The sequence below is a fragment of the Enterococcus sp. HMSC076E04 genome, assembly GCF_001814285.1.
Taxonomy (GTDB): Bacteria; Bacillota; Bacilli; order Lactobacillales; family Enterococcaceae; genus Enterococcus_B; species Enterococcus_B lactis.
Genome location: NZ_KV815559.1, coordinates 76,968 through 94,623, shown reverse-complemented (window position 1 = coordinate 94,623; position 17,656 = coordinate 76,968). Strand labels below are relative to the sequence as shown.

The window sequence follows — 17,656 nt, the reverse complement described above, 5'->3', positions numbered from 1 at the left end:
GAACATGGGCGTACCAGAATTAGAAGAATATAAATTCGGGTTTCACGATGATGTCGAACCGGTTTTCAGTACAGGAGAAGGCTTGACAGAAGAAGTGATCCGTGAGATGTCAAGAATCAAAGGCGAACCAGAATGGATGCTTGAATTCCGTCTGAAATCTCTAGAAACATTCAATAAAATGCCAATGCAAACATGGGGACCCGACCTTTCAGACATCGATTTCGATGCCATCAAATATTACCAAAAACCAAGTGACAAACCCGCTCGTGACTGGGAAGACGTACCAGAAAAAATCAAAGATACATTTGAGAAGATCGGTATCCCAGAAGCAGAACGAGCTTATCTAGCCGGTGCTTCCGCACAATATGAATCAGAAGTCGTGTACCATAATATGAAAGATGAATTCGAAAAATTAGGGATCGTCTTTACTGACACTGACTCTGCTTTGAAAGAATACCCTGAATTATTCAAAGAGTACTTTTCAAAACTTGTACCGCCAACCGACAACAAATTAGCGGCGCTGAATTCAGCCGTATGGTCAGGCGGGACCTTTATTTACGTGCCAAAAGGCGTCAAAGTCGATGTCCCATTACAAACGTACTTCCGGATCAATGCGGAAAACACGGGGCAATTCGAACGTACGCTGATCATCGTTGACGAAGGAGCAAGCATCCACTATGTCGAAGGCTGTACGGCACCTACTTATTCAAGTAATAGTTTGCATGCCGCCATCGTAGAAATCTTTACAAGAAAAGATGCGTATTGCCGTTACACCACGATCCAAAACTGGTCAGACAATGTGTACAACTTAGTAACCAAACGAGCAAAAGCTTACGAAGGCGCAACCGTTGAATGGATTGACGGAAACCTAGGTGCAAAAACAACGATGAAATACCCAAGTGTTTACTTAGATGGAAAAGGTGCACGAGGCACCATGCTCTCCATCGCCTTTGCAGGAGCAAACCAAATCCAAGATACGGGTGCAAAAATGATCCACAACGCACCAAACACTTCTAGTTCTATCGTCTCTAAATCAATTTCAAAAGACGGCGGCGAAGTAAACTATCGAGGACAAGTAACCTTTGCCAAAAACAGTGCGAGTTCGATTTCTCATATCGAATGTGACACGATCATCATGGACGAATGGTCGAAATCCGATACGATCCCATTCAATGAGATCCACAACAGCCAAGTCTCTTTAGAGCACGAAGCCAAAGTCTCAAAAATCTCAGAAGAACAACTCTACTACCTGATGAGCCGAGGCCTGACCGAATCTGAAGCCACTGAAATGATCGTCATGGGCTTTGTTGAACCATTCACCAAAGAACTTCCAATGGAATATGCAGTCGAACTCAACCGATTGATCAGTTATGAGATGGAAGGGTCTGTTGGATAACAACTAATTCATTGCTCGAAACGTTTATATTAAAGCGTTTCGAGCATTTTTTTATTCATCAGTATATTAACTTAAAACAAACGACCGTCCAGAAATAATGAACTGAACAGCTAATATTATCCATTTGTCTGATGAATCTAAAGACTTGAATGTTTACTACTAGATTGTTCAAATTCTACTAGTAGCTCAAGCAACATTTTTTAGTCACTACTTTGAGTGCGAACGACAATAATAAAATGTATGAAAGGGGATGGGGATAATTTTCTTCCCTTTTTACTAAATACATTCTTTTCCGTTATTAGAGAGGACTGAGCACTCAATATAATCCTATTCGTTGATTATGATGCCAAACAAACTTGCGAAGGCTGAGCTTGCTAGTGAGTAACCTTTTTAGAAATGGAGCGAGATAAATTCACTTCTTCCATTTGTTCGAACTAATTGGGCCGTCGGTAATGAGTATCACGATTAGAATAAACGATTGGATTCACTTTGACTTGGCGGGTAGCGAGTCTAGCACTTAACATATTATTTACTGATCCTGCATTAAGCTTGAATTTAATGGACTAACTAATGATAGCAATATCGTGATAATCAACAAGTAGTAATAAATGAATTTTCTCTGCGGGAATTCTAAACTCAAAATTATCTGTCAGCCAATTTCAGTTGGCTTTTTTCTTCTTATTTGGAGATAAAGAATTTTTCAACATATCCTCTTTATAATTTTTTGGTTAATTTTTCCGTATTTTTCCAAAGTTTTCTAGCCTTGGTTGCTGCTATTTCTTCACACCATTGCGTCAGGTATCACTATTTGGATTTGGAACTGTACCCCCAGAATTAATGGGTACCTTTAATTTGATTTTTTATCAAACGCCGGAAGATGCTGTCTTTAAAGCCCTTGGGGTAGAATAGACAACTTTTTATTAAGCTAATATCTTCAGAAAATTAATCAATGAACTTAACTTCATAGTTTAAACAGAAAAAATTAATTGCTTAAATAACTTTTCCATTTGCTGGTTTGACCACGTACCAATCTATATTACTTACTAGATTAGTCGTTAATCTATTCGGATCGAATGGGCAAAATATTTTTGTGTATGTTCGTCCTTGATTATGATTCCAAAAAGAATCATTGGGAGGCTGTGGCGTAAATATTATACTATAAGCCAGAAATACCTATATTTAGTTATTTCTGGATTTTTTGATAGAAAAATAACAGAAGAATAATACAAATAGCCTAATACTAGAATAGTCAGTCATTTTTTTACCTATCATTCTGAACTTTTTTATTTAGGAACTTTCATCTCAAAGCTTTTTCAATTAATTTGTACCCTTGTTTTTTTGATAAGATCATGTGCATTGTTCTATCTCTACGTTCATCTCCTACTTAATGCCTATCGGCTCCTGAGGGCTTCTTTTTAAGGCGTCGTCATAGTCTTGGCTGAGGATTTCTTGGTAATCTGAGGGAATGGCTTCCCAAGTGAGCAGGCGAACGTTCATGACGTGTTTTCCTTTGTGTTTGATTACAGCATGGTTTTTCTCTTTTTCTACCTCTCCAGCGTGAAAAGACAGCCATGTACCATGGCCAAAGATATCATTACATACCCAATGTTCGATGGAATTATCCACGTATCCTACAGGGAGTGTGGTATAGCCGATTTGTGGTTTCAAAAAAGGATTGAATCGATCAATCGTTTCATTTTTGTATTGATAATTGATAAGAAAAAGATAGACCAAACAAAAGACGAGCAGAAAGAAAGATAGTGTCTTTTTGAGTGAGAAGGGTTGTTTTGATGAATAAGATTTCTTGATAACAAGAGGTTCGTCTGGCAATGTTGGTTCTATTGATTCGGTAGCTGAGGATAAAAATAAATCTAAATTATCTTAAGAAATTTCCTTTGGTTGATGTCTCTGGAAGATTGATCCAAATAACCGAAGAAGAAACACACCCTGTTATATTGATCCCTGAACGATATAGATATACAGATTTAAAAAATGACCTAGCGCAAATAACAGAATATTATCAAGAAATCAGTGAAAAAGAACCAAAAATTCTATTTATAAAAAACAGTCAACCCATTTATACATTTATTCCTTCTATCCCATGGATCGAACATTATCCAGTTGTTGAAATACTGACATTGAAAAACAGTACGTATTGGGAAAGGAATATTCTCAGCGGAGAAATCTATCCGCCGTTAAAGATCAAGATAGGCTCTTTGTCGAAAGAAAGGTTATTTGAGCTGATTGAAGAAAGTCAGTTACGTGATAACTTGCAGTTATCATTTCCGTATACTCAGACTGAAGAGATAGCTGTCAAAGTGTTAAGCAGATCATTTCATTACTTGATACAGATATTTTTACGCACTTTCTTTTCTTTCTTCTTGTTGAGCTATGTCATGTTATGCATATATTTTGTCTACAATTGTCGGAAAATCGCTATCTTTCGTTCAAGTGGTTATTCGCTCTTTGAAACGTATAAAGATTTCTTCATGATGAACCTCATCAAATGGGGGACGACAAGTGTAATCTTCCTTTTTCTTATAGAAAGAGAGCCTAAATATCTTTTTAATATTTTTTTCTTTAGTTTCATTGGTTCTATTCTTTCAGTTGTTTTTATTTTGTCTACAGAAAAGAAAAGTCAGTTATTGTTGATGAATGGAGGTTAACAATTGGATCCGTTGATAGTGATAAAAGGTGCGAAAAAAATCATTCGAAACAAAACGATTCTTCATTTGGATCGTTTCACTGCGGATGCTGGAGATCTTGTGACTGTTGTTGGAGAAAGTAGAGCAGGTAAAAGTACGTTATTGAATACATTAGGATTGAATAATCGGTTCAGTTCAGGACAATTCTATTTGTTCGATCAAGAGACGAAACAATTAACTGGAAGAGAGAAGCGCTTGATAAAAAGAAATATCATATCTTTTCTTTTTCAAGATTTTGGGTTGATTGAATATGAAACGATTGATTTTAATTTAGATATTGGATTGAAGTTTTCGAATTTAAATGTTTCAGATAAGCGAACAGCAAAGTATGAGGCATTGAAAATAGTAAATATAAACAAGAAGCTAAGTAAGCCTATCTACACATTATCTGGTGGTGAGAAGCAAAGAATCGCCTGTGCGAGAGTCTTATTGAAGAATAGCAAAATCATTTTAGCCGATGAACCAACTGGATCATTAGATAAACGACATAAGGAGCAAGTCGTTGAAATCTTATCGCAACAGGCTTCCCAAGGTACGTTAGTTATCGTGGTCACGCATGATCCGTATCTGACCAAAATAGGAAACAAGAAGATCATGCTTTAGGAAACAAATGAAAAATCAACCTTTTTCATTAAAAACAACAAAAAAATGTCTAAAAAATCGGACATAAAAGAGTCTATTTTTAAGATGACAACAGCGGTAAAGAAAGAACAAAAATGATAGCACTTGTTCTAAGGATTCACAGTTTTGCCAAAAGCATAACGCAAGATAGACTTGAAAAACGATAACAAAAGAAGTAGTATATTAAGGTGTGATATGCTACTTGACATTTATTCTGCTGAGCGAACTTTCTGGATGGTATAGACTTCTATCTATTCAGGCCGTATCAAGCAGATTAGTAGAGGTGTTCTAGATGTTTCTCATCTTGAGCACCTTTGTTTTTAGCAATTCGCAAAAAACGAAAGTAGGAGAACAAATAAATGAAGAAAAGATTTTTAGCACTTGCCATCGTACTAGGCGCTGGTTTATTGTCAGGCTGTACGAATGCTGGTGAAAAAACAGCCGTTAGTTATAAAGGCGGCACAATCAGCGAACAAGAAGTAATGGATAGCTTGAAAAAAATGCAAGGAGCAGATTCCACTGTGCAACAGTTGATCGTTTATCAAGTATTTGAAGACAAATACGGAGATGACGTATCAACTAAAGAAGTCGATTCTCAATATGATCAAACAAAGAAACAATTGGGTGATTCATTTGATTCACAATTGAAGACAGCTGGCTTAACAAAAGAAACATTCAAAGACAGTATCAAACAAAGATTAGCCTTCCAAGAAGGTCTAAAGAAGCATATCAAATTGACTGATGAAGATTTAAAAACGGCTTGGAAAACTTTCCATCCAGAAGTAGAAGCTCAAATCATCCAAGTAGCAAGTGAAAACGATGCAAAAGATGTGAAGAAAGCTGCTGATAAGGGAGACGATTTCTCTAAATTAGCTAAAGACAAGTCAACTGATACTACGACAAAAGAAGATGGCGGAAAAGTAAAATTTGATTCCACTACTACAACGGTTCCAACAGAAGTCAAAGAAGCAGCTTTCAAGTTGAAAGACGGTCAAGTTTCTGATGTGATCACTTCTACTAATACCTCAACTTACGCGACAGAATACTACGTGGTCAAAATGGTGAAAAACCAAAACAAAGGCAACGACATGGATAAATACAAAAAAGAATTGAAAGAAATCGCGACTGAAACGAAATTGAATGACAGTACCTTTAGAAATAAGGTAATCGGAGAAGTATTGAAAGACGCTAATGTGAAAGTCAAAGACAAAGACTTTGAAAATGTTTTGAGTACATTCACTTCAGATTCCAGTACAGCAAGTAGTAAATAAGCGGAATAAATAAAAAAGTATGAACTATTTAAATCAATAAAACCGTTCATCTAAATCTTTTTATTAGAACTAAATCAACAGTAGTTTCATTACTACTTGATTTAGTTCTTTTTATTTAAACAATTCTTTGTTTTAGTTGGAATCCAAGATAGCCATCCTAGATATTTCTCTATATAATTTTAAATAAAGAAAACGATGTCAAAAAATGTACGTAGAAGTAGATAAATGGAGTGGTTTTGCAAATTTCTTTTATTTCTAGAAGTTATTCACGTATACGGATTTGTTTTTCTCACAAATAAAAAGGCAGGAAGTACAATGGATCATTTGTATATAAAATATATTCATCAATTTTCCGTTTTGGTGTTAGGCACACTAATTATAGCGGGGATTGTCGCATTTATTATTCAAGGTCGTGACATATTAACAGTACATCAAGAGTTTTTCAGTTATGCATTTGGTATTCCTCTGATCGCTATAAGGTCTGATAACAAAAAGTGGAAGAAACGCTATTACATTCTCTTGCTATTTTTGTGTTTTTATCTGCCACCTAAGATTTTTACTTTATTAGGTATACAACGCCTATCATTTTCTTTTATTTCCTATATCATTGTTTTAAGTTTCTTCAGTTTCATAGTATGGCTGTTTTATTTTGTCAAAAAATAAATGAATGTTTTATGAACAGTACTTCATCACAGCCTAATTTTTTTCTTTATGCTATCGTTATATTAAAGAAATCAATGAGAAGGGAAAGAAAGTGATGAAAAAAGTTTTATTAGTGGTAAACCCCAGTTCAGGCGGTGAACAAGCAAAGGAATTTGAGCAATTAGCGATAGCAAAATTGGAATCGGTGTTTGATGAAGTGGTCGTCTTGCATACAAAAAAAGTAGGGGATGCAAAAAACTTTACTCGCGAGGCGGCTGTGGAAGGGTATCATAGTGTATTTGTCATGGGCGGAGACGGAACAGTTAACGAAGGAATCAGTGGAATCGCTGAACAAGACCATCGGCCAAATTTCGGCTTTTTCCCATTAGGTACGGTGAATGACTTGGCTCGAGCATTAGGGATACCGCTAGAACCTGAGGAAGCGATCAATCATTTTTCGATTGAATCAGTCAAACCATTGGATATTGGAAAAATAAATGATGACTATTTTATGAATGTCGTTGCAATTGGCTCTATTCCTGAAGCAATCAATGATGTAGATGCGGAGAAGAAGACGAAATTTGGTAAATTAGCTTATTTCATGTCAGGAATCAAACAGTTAGCTTCCACACAATCCTACTCATTTCACGTAGAAGTTGATGGAAAGAAGGAAGAAATTGAGAGTAGTACCCTACTGATAGGACTAACTAACTCAGTTGGCGGATTTGAGACATTGCTTCCAAATGCAAAAGTGGATGATGGTAAGCTCCATTTAGTTTATTTAAAAGATTCTTCTTTGATCGATACGCTTAAAACATTGCCAGACCTATTAAAAGGAGTAGATGAATCAACGAAAAATCTAGCCTACCTTACTTGTGAGCAATTAGTTGTGTCATTAGCTGATGAGGAAGAATTGACGACGAATGTTGATGGAGATGAAGGGGATAAATTACCTGTGACAATCAAAGTATTGCCCTCACATTTACAGGTTTATTGGTAAAATGGAGGTTGTGACCGAGGAGTTGGCGGTAGAACACCGCTTGTTCGGGATAAGGGACTGTGACAAGACTTTTGTCACAGCCTTTTTCTATGATTAGTCAAGTAAAAGGTGTAAGAAAAATAGCTCATAAACGAAAGCGACAAAATCAAGGCACACCAAATAAAGCCCCGTTCGTAAAAAATTTTCGATCTGGGCAAAGAAGTGGTATACTGTAAGTGGTTTAGTTAATGGTCCACTGAGACCGCGTACGCATAGTCGTACTCTGTATGTGCCCTAACCATAGCGTGCATACATTTCAGAAGCTTGTTCATACAAGCAACTGTGGCAACCTTATCTTTCTTAGGGATAGGTTGCTTTTTTAATTTGTAGTAATAATCGACAATATGATTAGGAGCTGCGCGTTGCTGGCGAATCATATTTCGAATGGTGAAGAAAATAATTTTCCGTGCTTTGGGATTACCACGCTTATTGATGCGGTCTTGGCCAGTATACTTACCTGAATGATACCGTCGGATGTCGATTCCGACAAAGGCATTCAATTGTTTATGGGTTTTAAATCGTGTGATATCTCCTAATTCACCGAGCAATAAAGCGGCTGTGAGTGCGCCGATCCCAGGGAATGTTTTGTACAACAAAAAGCAAGGAGAGCCTTCGGCTTTTTTGATCATTTGTGTCGCCAGTGCTTCTTTTTGTTCGAGTAAATCTTGGAGAAGTTCGGCGTAATAAATCGTTTTTTGACAGTGGATACTGTCTTTTTCAACAGCTGGATAGGCACACTGTGCATAGTGGATGATTTGATCTGCCTTTTGCTCGGCACGATTCGCGGAGATTTTTTTCCGTGTTTCGTTGATCAGTTTATTTTTTATTTTTGTCCGAGTAGATGCCAATACAAAATCTGGATGGGGAAAAAGACGGATCAATGTCAATGCGTAAGGGGTCAGCCTGTTTGAAAAGAACTGTTCAAGCTCTGGAAAAGTCAACTGAAGGCAGTTGTGTAAATCCATGCGCAGACGAGTGATTTTCTTCTCAATTTCTTGATAAAAACGGGCTAAATCGCGCATCTCTAAGTAAAAATTGCTTTGTACTTCTTTTGGTTGACGTTGATTTTTAAGATGAGTCTGTGCGAGCCGATGGGCATCCGATTTATCTGTTTTCCAACTGCGTAAAGTGCTTTCTTCCATCTGTTTTTTCGCTTCTAACGGGTTTAACAAACAGTAAGAAAAGTGATGATCTTGAAAGAACTTTTCGACTGGTCTGGAATAAATCCCCGTTGCTTCAAAAACAATCAATGGACGTTCAGGCAAGTGCTGGATCTCTTCGAGTAATGCATGAAATCCTTTTTGAGTGTGTTCGATCTCGTCTTCAAATAAGCAGGTGTCGTCTTTGTATAGGACACTGTAGCTGTGTCCCATTGAAACATCTAATGCAAGAATGTAAGGCATTTGTTTTCCTCCTTTTTAAGTTTTGAAAGAACTTTACTGCTTCATTTCGATTCCAATTTCCTATACACGGGCTCATGGCCCCAACATACGTAAACCTGATTCTAAAATGACAGTAAAGAAGTTCGGTTTTTGATAGGGACTCGTAGTCCTCAAGGCTTTGTTCGAACTTTCTTTCACTCTTCACTATAATCTAAAAATAGAAAATAGAGGAGAACATCATTCGTCAATGATGTTCTCCTCTAATCTTAGTATGTTTTTGTACAAAAAAGAAATTTACACCTAATAGAAAAATTTTTCCATAAAAATACATATTTTAAATATGAAAGTACAATTGGAAATAGATTAAAACGATAAAATAAAATTGTCAAAACGTCAGAGAGGATGGTGGAGAATGAATCAATGTGTAAAAAAGCTGATTGCGTCGATTTTGTTTGTCTTCCCTCTCTTGATGGTGACATCCGTTTTTGCCGATGTAGAGAAAACAAACGAATCAACGCAATCAGAGAATCAAAGTTTTGACAAGACTACTTTTTCAGAAGAATCGATTACTTCTGAAACTACAGAATCTCAAAGTGAGGCTTCTACTAATAAAAGGCAAGAAGAAAATAAGACAAGTGAGACCTCAGAAGTAGCTGAACAAACGTCTGATAGCAGTGAAGCGGCACTGGCAAGAGCTGTTTCATCGGATGGGTACAGCGAAGCTGCCACAACAGAAGAACTGGCGCAGCTTCTCGCAGACGAATCAGTAACTAAGATCCGACTGACTCAGCCTTTGACTTTAGACAGGGAATTAGAGATCAAACGAGATATCGTTATTGATTTTGGTGGATTCGCTCACAATTTCGGCACACACCATATTTATATCAATGAGATACCTCAGTCGATCGAGTTCCAGAATTTTAAAGGAACAGCTGCACATCCAGGTGGATTGACACCAAATATCGATGGAAATGCCATTATCATTGCTTATATGACCGATTTTTGGGGAAGCAGATATCATTTTACGGGAGAAATAAAATTTACCGGGACACTTGATTTGTATGATGGGTCCAAATTAGGACTGATTTACGCTCCTCGTGCAACTGTCACATTAGATGGTGTTTCCGGTGTGTTGGATGTCCAACCAGTGAAGGAAGGACTTAATGCTGCTCCGGGTAAAGCCTATTTTTGTAGAAGCTATCAATTGAATGTGATCAATGGTAGTCAACTTTATGGACCGTATCTAGGGAAATTCTACGGTTTTCTAGATTCAGGAGATGAGACTGGTAGTGGAAAAACAGCGCCAGGAATCCATATCTTAAGCGGTTCAAAGGTCTCTCTTGATTATGATCGGGCAGATGGCGTTATTGATGAAGGAGAGGCAGTCGATACGCTACCTGGTAATGTCATGTTTGAAGTCAGTGGTTCGGGAAGCGAATTTTCGGTAAATACAAAGATCAATATTACCAATGACAACAATCGCGGAATCATCCAAATGAGAGGTTCAGGATCGAAAGTCACTGTATCGAATGGTGGGAAAATCACCATCAATACAGCAACTACGTGCGGATTTCGCTTGCAAGGAGATTCTAGTCAAATCCATGTATCAAGTGGTGGACAAATCTCGGTCAAAATGGCTGGAGATGACGATCAACCCGGGAACAATGGGATGCTTTTTGTAGGAAAAGGCCTTTCTTTGATCGTAGAAGGAGCCGGATCAGTTATCGACATCGATAAGCAGAGTGGGCGTTCCAGCGCAGTTCGTTTTGAGAACGGTACGCAAAAGCTGACAGTAACCAATGGAGGCTCATTGAGGGTAAGAAATGCAGGTGATGGCAAATCTTACGTGAACAGACTCAATCAAGGAAATCAAGCGATCCAATTTTATGACGCTTCTGGTTTTCTAGAAAGTCCAGGTTCAGCTGATTTTACAGTCACTGGAGAAAAATCAAATATCGATATACGCGCAGATTCCGGAGCAACTGTAGATACAACTGGAGATATTGATTTAAATTTTACGGCAGGTGAAAAAACTTATTTAGTCATGGTCGGGAAAACAGGGGAAGATAAGACCGGCATCATCAGTGGGGATGTGTTGAATGTGGACTTAGAATCTCCTACCTATTTTGATTTCCAAAACAAACGGATTGGAAGCGAGACCAATGGCATAGGCGGCTGGGTATTCCAAGGAAATGGAGATTCTTCTTTAAAGATCGCCCATTCAGAAATCGCTTTATGGCGAAAAACAGGCGCAACATTCGATAACTTTGAAAAAGACCCGGATTATTTTTCTGATATGACAGACTTATCGATCAATGGGACCGACTTAGGCAATTTCGTATCAAGCCCTAGTGCAGGTTTAACAAATGAATTTGCTCAGACAGGTGCCGGAATGAAAAATTATAATCGAATCAGTGCCAATAATCAGCTCCCGATGACTGAATCCTTAAGAGTGCCAACGAATGCAGATAAAAAAATCTATGGGCATGTCGTTGTTCCCGAAGGTGTCTAGGCAAAGCCAAGAGATGCTTGGACAGGCGAAGTAGAAGTGACTTTACGTATTACTTACGCAGATACGACGAAATCACCTGTAGAAATTACTGCTCTCACGCAAGGACAAACAGATGAAAATGAAGGGGCAGGATATAACCCATGGGGAGAAGGCGAACAAGGCGGCTTGTTCGAAGTTCAAGTACCCAATGATGAGAGATTAAAAACGGAGGATCAAGTGCAAGTTGTTGCTGCTAAAAAAGTAAGAAGCGGCCAAGAAGTGACAGAACTGGACTCTGCCAAAACGACAGTCGATGTCATTCCTCCTGAGCCTGCTAAATTAAGTACCACATTGATCAATGCAGCTTCTCGCTCAATCACAGGTACAGGCGAAGCAGGATCCTTAGTTTCATTGAAAAAAAATCAAGCTGTTTTGTCAGAAACCACTATTGATGATACAGGTAAATTTGTTCTTTCTATCCCAGAAAATCAGCTTTTTGCAGGAGATATATTAGAAATCGTATTAAACGACCAAGCAGGAGAAGCTGCTGCTAAGGGTGTGCAGAACAAGCCAAGTACCAACGATGAAATCGGGAATCACAATCCAAGTGATACGCCAGTTGTTTATCATGATGCTCCGCCTTTTGCGCCTGCTGCGAAGATTGTAGTAGAAGGTGGTCTCTCATTTCTTGCCCCTTCCAAACTCGATTTTGGACAGATCAAAGCAACTGGGTTGACGCAAGAAGCATTTGGCCAAATGGATGCGCAGGAAAAATTATGGATTTATGACCAACGAGAAACAAAAAGTCCATGGATCTTAACAATAAAACTATCTCAGCCCTTTACAAACGATTCAGGATTTTCTATGCAGGATGTCCTTTATTTCAAGAAAGGCGAAGAGTATCAATTAGTGAATGAAGAAGAACTGGAAATTGTCGAAGGACAAAATTCTACGAATGCGCAAGCAGATTATTCAGAATATTTAAATAACGGTCGGGCGTTTAAACTTGTCTTAACTAAAGAAAATCAGATAGCTGGTGATTACTCAGCAGAGATGACATGGACATTAGCAGATGCGCCGACAGAATAAAGATCAAGGAGGATGATTGATGAATCGAATATGGAATAAAAGTCATCGAAACAACTGCTCTTTACTTCTGATCCTTCTCCTTGGATTCATCCTTTGGCAGACACCTGTCCATGCCTCCGAATTCAATTTTGCGGTAGATTTTGAATTGCCGGCTAATCAGATCAATAAGGACAAAACATATATAAATGTAAGGATGGAGCCTGGAAAAACACAGGAAATCCCCTACACGGTCTTTAACCGAACAGATAAACCAGTAACAGTTGAGACATTGATCCACTCTGCTACGACGAATTCAAACGGTGTGATCGAATATGGAGAATCAAAAAGTAAATTAGATGAAACATTAAGTTATGATATGAAAAACTTAGCAAAAACAGTGGGAGAAATAACTGTTCCTCCTCAAAGTGCGGTCACTGAGACACTTTCACTGAAAGCTCCAGAAAAAGAGCTGGCTGGTGTGGTCGCAGGAGGGATCACGTTTCAAGAAAAAAAAGAGAACGTTTCTAACAAAAGTACAGTTGGTGTCGTCAATCAGTTTTCTCAAGTGAAAGCGATCTTGATTCGAAATAGCGAAAAAGAGTCTTCCCCAGATTTGAAATTAAAAAAAGCTTATGCGGATCAAAGCGATGGAAGAAATGTGATTAAGGTGAATCTTCAAAATCCAAATGCTTCTTATATGTTCAGCTTGACTACATCGGTTGAAATCTACAAAAAAGACTCAAAAGAACCTTACCTTTCAATAAAAAAAGAAAAAATAGATGTAGCACCCAATACAAATTTTGATTTACTTGTCCCATTAGAAGGAAAAAAATTAGCTCCGGGACATTATCAAGCGGTTGTGAAGGGTGCTTGGAAAGAAAAACGCTGGAATCTTCATACTGATTTTGAAATAACTGATGATGCAGCGGACCAATTGAATGAAAAGGATATTGATTTAAAAAATCAGCCAGAAACATTTGACTGGCGATGGCTGATACTTGTTGGAGTCATTCTTATTGGCTTATTTGCTGGATTATTTATTTTAAAAGAAAGAAGGAAAAAGAAATGAAAAAAACAATTGCATTAAGTACCGTTCTAGCTGGAAGTCTATTATTATATACACAAAGTGTTTTTGCTGAGAATAAGAGCTCAGCCACTACAGAAGGAACGATTTCTGTAACAAAACCAGATGCCGCAAATCCTGAAGACGTCGTTCCGGTTCCTCCTGTTGATCCAAATGATCCCGATACGCCGTTTACACCTGACGAACCAAATCAGGGAACATCCGGATTACTGACGATTGACCAAGCTCCAGATCTTGATTTCGGAACAATCAAATTAGGAACAGCAAAAACAGTATATGCTGCATTACAAAGCGGAACGGACAGTACTGGGGCACCCACACAAGTACAGAATTTCGTACAAGTAACGGATAAAAGCGGAAATTATGCCGGTTGGAAACTATCAGTCAAACGAACAGAATTTATTGGAACAACATCTGATACGAATAAACTAACTGGATCAAAGGTGAAATTCAAAAATGCTGTGATTCGAAATAGCGCAACTAATAGCAGTGGAACGCCATCTACCATTTCTGGAACTGGCGCTGAAGGAATCGAGATCCCAGCAGATCAGGCAGTAGATCTAGTAACTGTAGGGGCAAATGAAGGGATTGGCACATGGATTTATTCACTAGGGGAAAATGCGGAACAAGGGAGACAATCAGTGGAATTATTTGTTCCTGTATCCAATTATGCTGTAGACAACTACGTTTCAACATTCACATGGTCGTTAACAGATGCTCCTACAGAAGAGGAAGCGTAAAATCATATCAACGATTTCAGGGAGTGGAGCCGATTCAAGGCCCACTCCCTGAAATCTGCTATGCTTACGTCTCAGCTCTTATTCATCAACTCGAAGCAGTTTTTTGGAAGTCATGGAAACGTTCCTTTGTCTTTTCAAAGATCTTTCGACCAACGAGTAAGGAGTCACCGTTGAAAAATTCTAACACATAATGAGCAGAATCAATTTTCTGCAATTGCGATAAGTTGATACAGTAAGATTTTAAAAGTAAAAAGTAAGCATACTTTTCTAACTCTGTCTTCAATTGTTTTAAAGAAGTATTCACTAATTTATCTTCTGTAGTTGTTTTGACCATAACTTGGTTTTTCAAACCTTTGATACTTTCAATATATAAAATTTCCCGAGGATACAGGACGAGACTTCCACCTTTTTGATCAATAAAGATTTTATCGACATTTACGATCTGCTGTTCTTTCCAATTGATCTGTTCTAGCACTTGACGAATTTGTTCAGATAAATTCCTGTCTTTTCTGATATATCCAATCGGAAGGATTTTCCGATTGATGATCTCTACTGCAAAATTCGTATAAGCGGTGAAAAAAACAATATTACTATGTGCATTTTTTTTACGTATTTGTTCGGCGACATCAATACCTGTGAGTGATTGCTTCAAGTCGATATCGATAAAGAAAACATCGTGATTATCAATAGTGCCCAACTGGATCAACTGATTGATTTGAGAGACAGAAGTGAGCTGCACGATATTCTCGATATGATGATTGACCAATTCTTTGATGATCCATTCGCTGTGAAACTGGTTATCTTCTATGATAAAATACTTTTTCATATGCAGGCTCCTATCAAAAAAATATGTGTACATTTTGAAACAAAACAATGGAGGAATAAGATGGTCGCAACAGTGACACTTTATTTGACCTTTACTTTGATTTTAGATTTAGGTATCTATTTATTCTTTTCGAAACAACTGCTAGTAAAAAACAGCTTTGGTTGTATAGCTTTGATGGTGGTGACACTTTTACTTCCTATCCCTAAAGTGAGTTTTCCTTACCTAGTTGGCTTATTATTGATGTTTCTTTTTTATTTTACTACGAAAAACCTGTTTATCAGCTGTTTGATCAGTAATCTTTTTTTTGCTATCACTGGACTCAGCTTTTTTCTGGTTTTTGATCTGATGGATTATTTAGGAAAGAGACATCTTGGAACAGCAAGTTTTTTTGCACTACTTATCGCATTTATTTTCTATCTATTAGTAAAAAGTATAGACAAACAGACGAGATTTCTCAACTTGCTTTTTACTTATCCAACTGAACACTATTTTGGAGGTATTTGTATTTTATTAAGTTGGGGCGTGATTTACTTGGTATTGGGAAGTGTTCACTTCCGCTCATCTAATTATCTGCTTCTATCTCTTTTGTCGATAGTCATCAGTTTTTTTTCTTTGTTTTTTTCCATTATGTTGATCAGTTTCCAAGTAAAAGAAAGACAACATCAGGAATCGCTTCAACTGTATCAAATAAATGAAGAATATTACCATCATCTAGAGGAATTCAAACATGATTATAAAAGTCTACTGTTTTCATTAAAAATTACTCTTCAAGAAAATAAAAAAGAAACGTTGGAATTTTTAGAAATCTTAGAAGATCATTCTGCAGCTATTTTTGAAAAACCGCAAATACAACAGCTAACAAATATTGTATCCCCAGCTGTCAGGGGTGTCTTTTTAAAATTTCTAGAAAAAGCAGAATCGGAGAAAATCCCGATCCAAGTAGTTATTCCTGTCGAAGTGAAAACAATTCCGATTGATCTGGTTGTTTTTATTCGCTGTTTATCTATTTTTATTTCTAACGCATTCGATCATCGTGTAGCCGGTCAGAGTCCGATTACGATCAATCTGCTGGAAGAAAAAGAGGGATTACGTTTTAGTATAGCGAACAAGGCAAATCCAACGAATTTGACGCTATCGGAGATGGTCAAAAGAGGAAAAACCTCTAAAAAAAATGGCGGGTTAGGTCTATACAGTGCGAAAAAAATGCTGGATGTTTACGAAAATGCAGAACTAAAAATCGATTTTTCAAAGCAGAATCACTGTTTCTTTGTAGAAATGTATCTGGCATCTAGAAAGAGCAAATCAGCCTACTGACTTACTGTCAAAGGATAAGCTTGAGGAAAGTCTACACGGAGATAGAGACAACAACACAGCATATTCAAAAGAAACAGAAGCGTGATGACCGTTGTCACCCTTCTGTTTGTTTTGCTATGTAGTTAAACAAAGTAGTTGACACTTCCGCTACTTAGTATTAGTACGAAAGTATACTTCATGATACTAAGTAGATAAGAAGTGAAAAGCGGAACCCACGATCGTCAAAATGCTAACTGCTTTGCTTACACCAGATAAAGGGAAGAGCAATATCGCTTATTTTAGGCGTGGAGAAGCAAGAAAATCCCTACGATCACAAAAAAAATGCTGACCCAGCAGTTAAGAGAGTTAGAACAAGATGAAAGTATCCATCGAAAAGCCTATAACCAAGTCCCGCCTAAAGTAGAGTACTCGCTCACCGAAGAAGGAAAATCATTAAGAGAGATTCTAGTAGCGTTGTCTGTTTGGGAAGAAGAACGTATCGAAAAACAAAAAGCCTCAAGGGAAGAAGACACGCTACTGCATACACATGGTGGCTACCTAAATTATTGATTTTCTATGACATTTATTTTAAATAAAAGAAAACAGGAGTTTTTTTAAAAGCATCATCTATTTTTTATGTAAAAAAATGGTATGATTAATCAAGTAAGAAATGATTGGAAGAAGGCAAGCAAATGAATAGTATGGAAAAAGTCAACCAGTTTAGAGATGAACGTAATTGGCGACAATTTCATAACGAAAAAGATTTGGCTATCTCTATTTCTTTGGAAGCATCTGAATTGTTAGAACTTTTTCAATGGAAAACGCCGGAAGAAGTAAAAGAAACACAATTAGAACGAATCAAAGAAGAACTGGCAGATGTATTGATCTATTCATACATGATGGCAGACAACCTTCACCTGGATCTAGATGAGATCATTGAAGAAAAATTGATCAAAAATAATTTGAAATATCCTGTAGAAAAAAGCGCAGGTGTACGAAAAAAATACACAGAGTTGTAGAAATGTGTCATTCGGCTGTTGGAAAGAGCAAAAGAAAAACAGTAAAATGAGTCTGGAGGGAGAGAAAATGAAAAAAAAA

The 17,656-nt window shown here is 37.4% G+C and carries 12 protein-coding genes and 3 pseudogenes; 12 read left to right on the top strand and 3 right to left on the bottom strand.

Features of this window, described 5'->3' with window-relative positions; translation table 11 throughout:
- Positions 1-4: 4 nt before the first annotated feature.
- Positions 5-1,396, top strand: a complete 1,392-nt coding sequence (gene sufB / locus HMPREF2961_RS01025) for a Fe-S cluster assembly protein SufB (protein ID WP_044383682.1) — start codon at positions 5-7, stop codon at positions 1,394-1,396.
- Positions 1,397-2,776: 1,380 nt separating this feature from the next.
- Here sufB and HMPREF2961_RS01020 read toward each other — a convergent pair.
- Positions 2,777-3,259, bottom strand: a pseudogene (locus tag HMPREF2961_RS01020) (DNA-binding protein); the annotation flags it as partial.
- On the opposite strand from HMPREF2961_RS01020, the pseudogene HMPREF2961_RS15055 reads away from it, so the two are divergent.
- From HMPREF2961_RS15055 to HMPREF2961_RS00995, 5 genes and pseudogenes are all read left to right on the top strand, one after another.
- Positions 3,256-4,062 (top strand): annotated as a pseudogene (locus HMPREF2961_RS15055) (DUF1430 domain-containing protein); the annotation flags it as partial. The pseudogenes HMPREF2961_RS01020 and HMPREF2961_RS15055 sit on opposite strands and share 4 nt — an antisense overlap.
- A 3-nt stretch (positions 4,063-4,065) precedes the next feature.
- A complete protein-coding gene (locus HMPREF2961_RS01010; protein WP_070703776.1) occupies positions 4,066-4,704 on the top strand; it encodes an ATP-binding cassette domain-containing protein in 639 nt (212 codons plus the stop codon).
- A 377-nt stretch (positions 4,705-5,081) separates the two neighbouring features.
- Entirely contained in the window at positions 5,082-5,993 is a 912-nt protein-coding gene (locus HMPREF2961_RS01005) for a peptidylprolyl isomerase (RefSeq protein ID WP_002314589.1), read from the top strand.
- Positions 5,994-6,218: 225 nt separating this feature from the next.
- Positions 6,219-6,656, top strand: coding sequence for a hypothetical protein (locus tag HMPREF2961_RS01000; protein WP_002314590.1), 438 nt, complete (start codon positions 6,219-6,221; stop codon positions 6,654-6,656).
- Positions 6,657-6,750: 94 nt separating this feature from the next.
- On the top strand, positions 6,751-7,635 hold the full coding sequence (locus HMPREF2961_RS00995; RefSeq protein ID WP_025477203.1) for a diacylglycerol/lipid kinase family protein: 885 nt from the start codon (positions 6,751-6,753) through the stop codon (positions 7,633-7,635).
- A gap of 224 nt (positions 7,636-7,859) precedes the next feature.
- Here the strand turns inward: HMPREF2961_RS00995 and HMPREF2961_RS00990 are convergent, their stop codons facing one another.
- Complete coding sequence (locus HMPREF2961_RS00990; RefSeq protein WP_002314592.1) at positions 7,860-9,077, bottom strand: IS110 family RNA-guided transposase; 1,218 nt, start codon at positions 9,075-9,077, stop codon at positions 7,860-7,862.
- 391 nt (positions 9,078-9,468) lie between these two features.
- Here HMPREF2961_RS00990 and HMPREF2961_RS00985 point away from each other — a divergent pair.
- The 3 genes and pseudogenes from HMPREF2961_RS00985 (at position 9,469) to HMPREF2961_RS00975 (ending at position 14,439) form a co-directional block, all read left to right on the top strand.
- A pseudogene (locus HMPREF2961_RS00985) lies at positions 9,469-12,636 on the top strand (Ig-like domain-containing protein).
- A 19-nt stretch (positions 12,637-12,655) separates the two neighbouring features.
- Positions 12,656-13,684: a WxLIP family cell surface protein gene (locus HMPREF2961_RS00980; RefSeq protein WP_070703774.1), complete on the top strand. Its 1,029-nt coding sequence runs from the start codon at positions 12,656-12,658 to the stop codon at positions 13,682-13,684.
- Positions 13,681-14,439, top strand: a complete 759-nt coding sequence (locus HMPREF2961_RS00975; RefSeq protein ID WP_070703772.1) for a WxL domain-containing protein — start codon at positions 13,681-13,683, stop codon at positions 14,437-14,439. The genes HMPREF2961_RS00980 and HMPREF2961_RS00975 overlap by 4 nt, the downstream gene beginning before the upstream one ends.
- Positions 14,440-14,524: 85 nt before the next feature.
- Here HMPREF2961_RS00975 and HMPREF2961_RS00970 read toward each other — a convergent pair whose 3' ends face one another.
- Positions 14,525-15,265, bottom strand: coding sequence for a LytR/AlgR family response regulator transcription factor (locus HMPREF2961_RS00970; RefSeq protein ID WP_002291154.1), 741 nt, complete (start codon positions 15,263-15,265; stop codon positions 14,525-14,527).
- A 60-nt stretch (positions 15,266-15,325) separates the two neighbouring features.
- Between HMPREF2961_RS00970 and HMPREF2961_RS00965 the strand changes: the two genes are divergently transcribed.
- The 3 genes from HMPREF2961_RS00965 (at position 15,326) to HMPREF2961_RS00955 (ending at position 17,577) form a co-directional block, all read left to right on the top strand.
- A complete protein-coding gene (locus tag HMPREF2961_RS00965; RefSeq protein WP_070703770.1) occupies positions 15,326-16,579 on the top strand; it encodes a GHKL domain-containing protein in 1,254 nt (417 codons plus the stop codon).
- 321 nt (positions 16,580-16,900) lie between these two features.
- Complete coding sequence (locus tag HMPREF2961_RS00960; protein WP_002293846.1) at positions 16,901-17,128, top strand: winged helix-turn-helix transcriptional regulator; 228 nt, start codon at positions 16,901-16,903, stop codon at positions 17,126-17,128.
- A gap of 122 nt (positions 17,129-17,250) precedes the next feature.
- Complete coding sequence (locus HMPREF2961_RS00955) at positions 17,251-17,577, top strand: nucleotide pyrophosphohydrolase (RefSeq protein ID WP_002293844.1); 327 nt, start codon at positions 17,251-17,253, stop codon at positions 17,575-17,577.
- Positions 17,578-17,656 lie beyond the last annotated feature (79 nt).

Coding starts and splice junctions, on each gene's coding strand:
- HMPREF2961_RS00970 (WP_002291154.1), bottom strand. CDS start 15,265: ATGAAAAAGTATTTTATCATAGAAGATAACCAGTTTCACAGCGAATGG.
- HMPREF2961_RS00995 (WP_025477203.1), top strand. CDS start 6,751: ATGAAAAAAGTTTTATTAGTGGTAAACCCCAGTTCAGGCGGTGAACAA.
- HMPREF2961_RS00975 (WP_070703772.1), top strand. CDS start 13,681: ATGAAAAAAACAATTGCATTAAGTACCGTTCTAGCTGGAAGTCTATTA.
- HMPREF2961_RS00980 (WP_070703774.1), top strand. CDS start 12,656: ATGAATCGAATATGGAATAAAAGTCATCGAAACAACTGCTCTTTACTT.
- HMPREF2961_RS01005 (WP_002314589.1), top strand. CDS start 5,082: ATGAAGAAAAGATTTTTAGCACTTGCCATCGTACTAGGCGCTGGTTTA.
- HMPREF2961_RS00955 (WP_002293844.1), top strand. CDS start 17,251: ATGAATAGTATGGAAAAAGTCAACCAGTTTAGAGATGAACGTAATTGG.
- sufB (WP_044383682.1), top strand. CDS start 5: ATGGGCGTACCAGAATTAGAAGAATATAAATTCGGGTTTCACGATGAT.
- HMPREF2961_RS00965 (WP_070703770.1), top strand. CDS start 15,326: ATGGTCGCAACAGTGACACTTTATTTGACCTTTACTTTGATTTTAGAT.
- HMPREF2961_RS01000 (WP_002314590.1), top strand. CDS start 6,219: ATGGAGTGGTTTTGCAAATTTCTTTTATTTCTAGAAGTTATTCACGTA.
- HMPREF2961_RS00960 (WP_002293846.1), top strand. CDS start 16,901: ATGCTGACCCAGCAGTTAAGAGAGTTAGAACAAGATGAAAGTATCCAT.
- HMPREF2961_RS00990 (WP_002314592.1), bottom strand. CDS start 9,077: ATGCCTTACATTCTTGCATTAGATGTTTCAATGGGACACAGCTACAGT.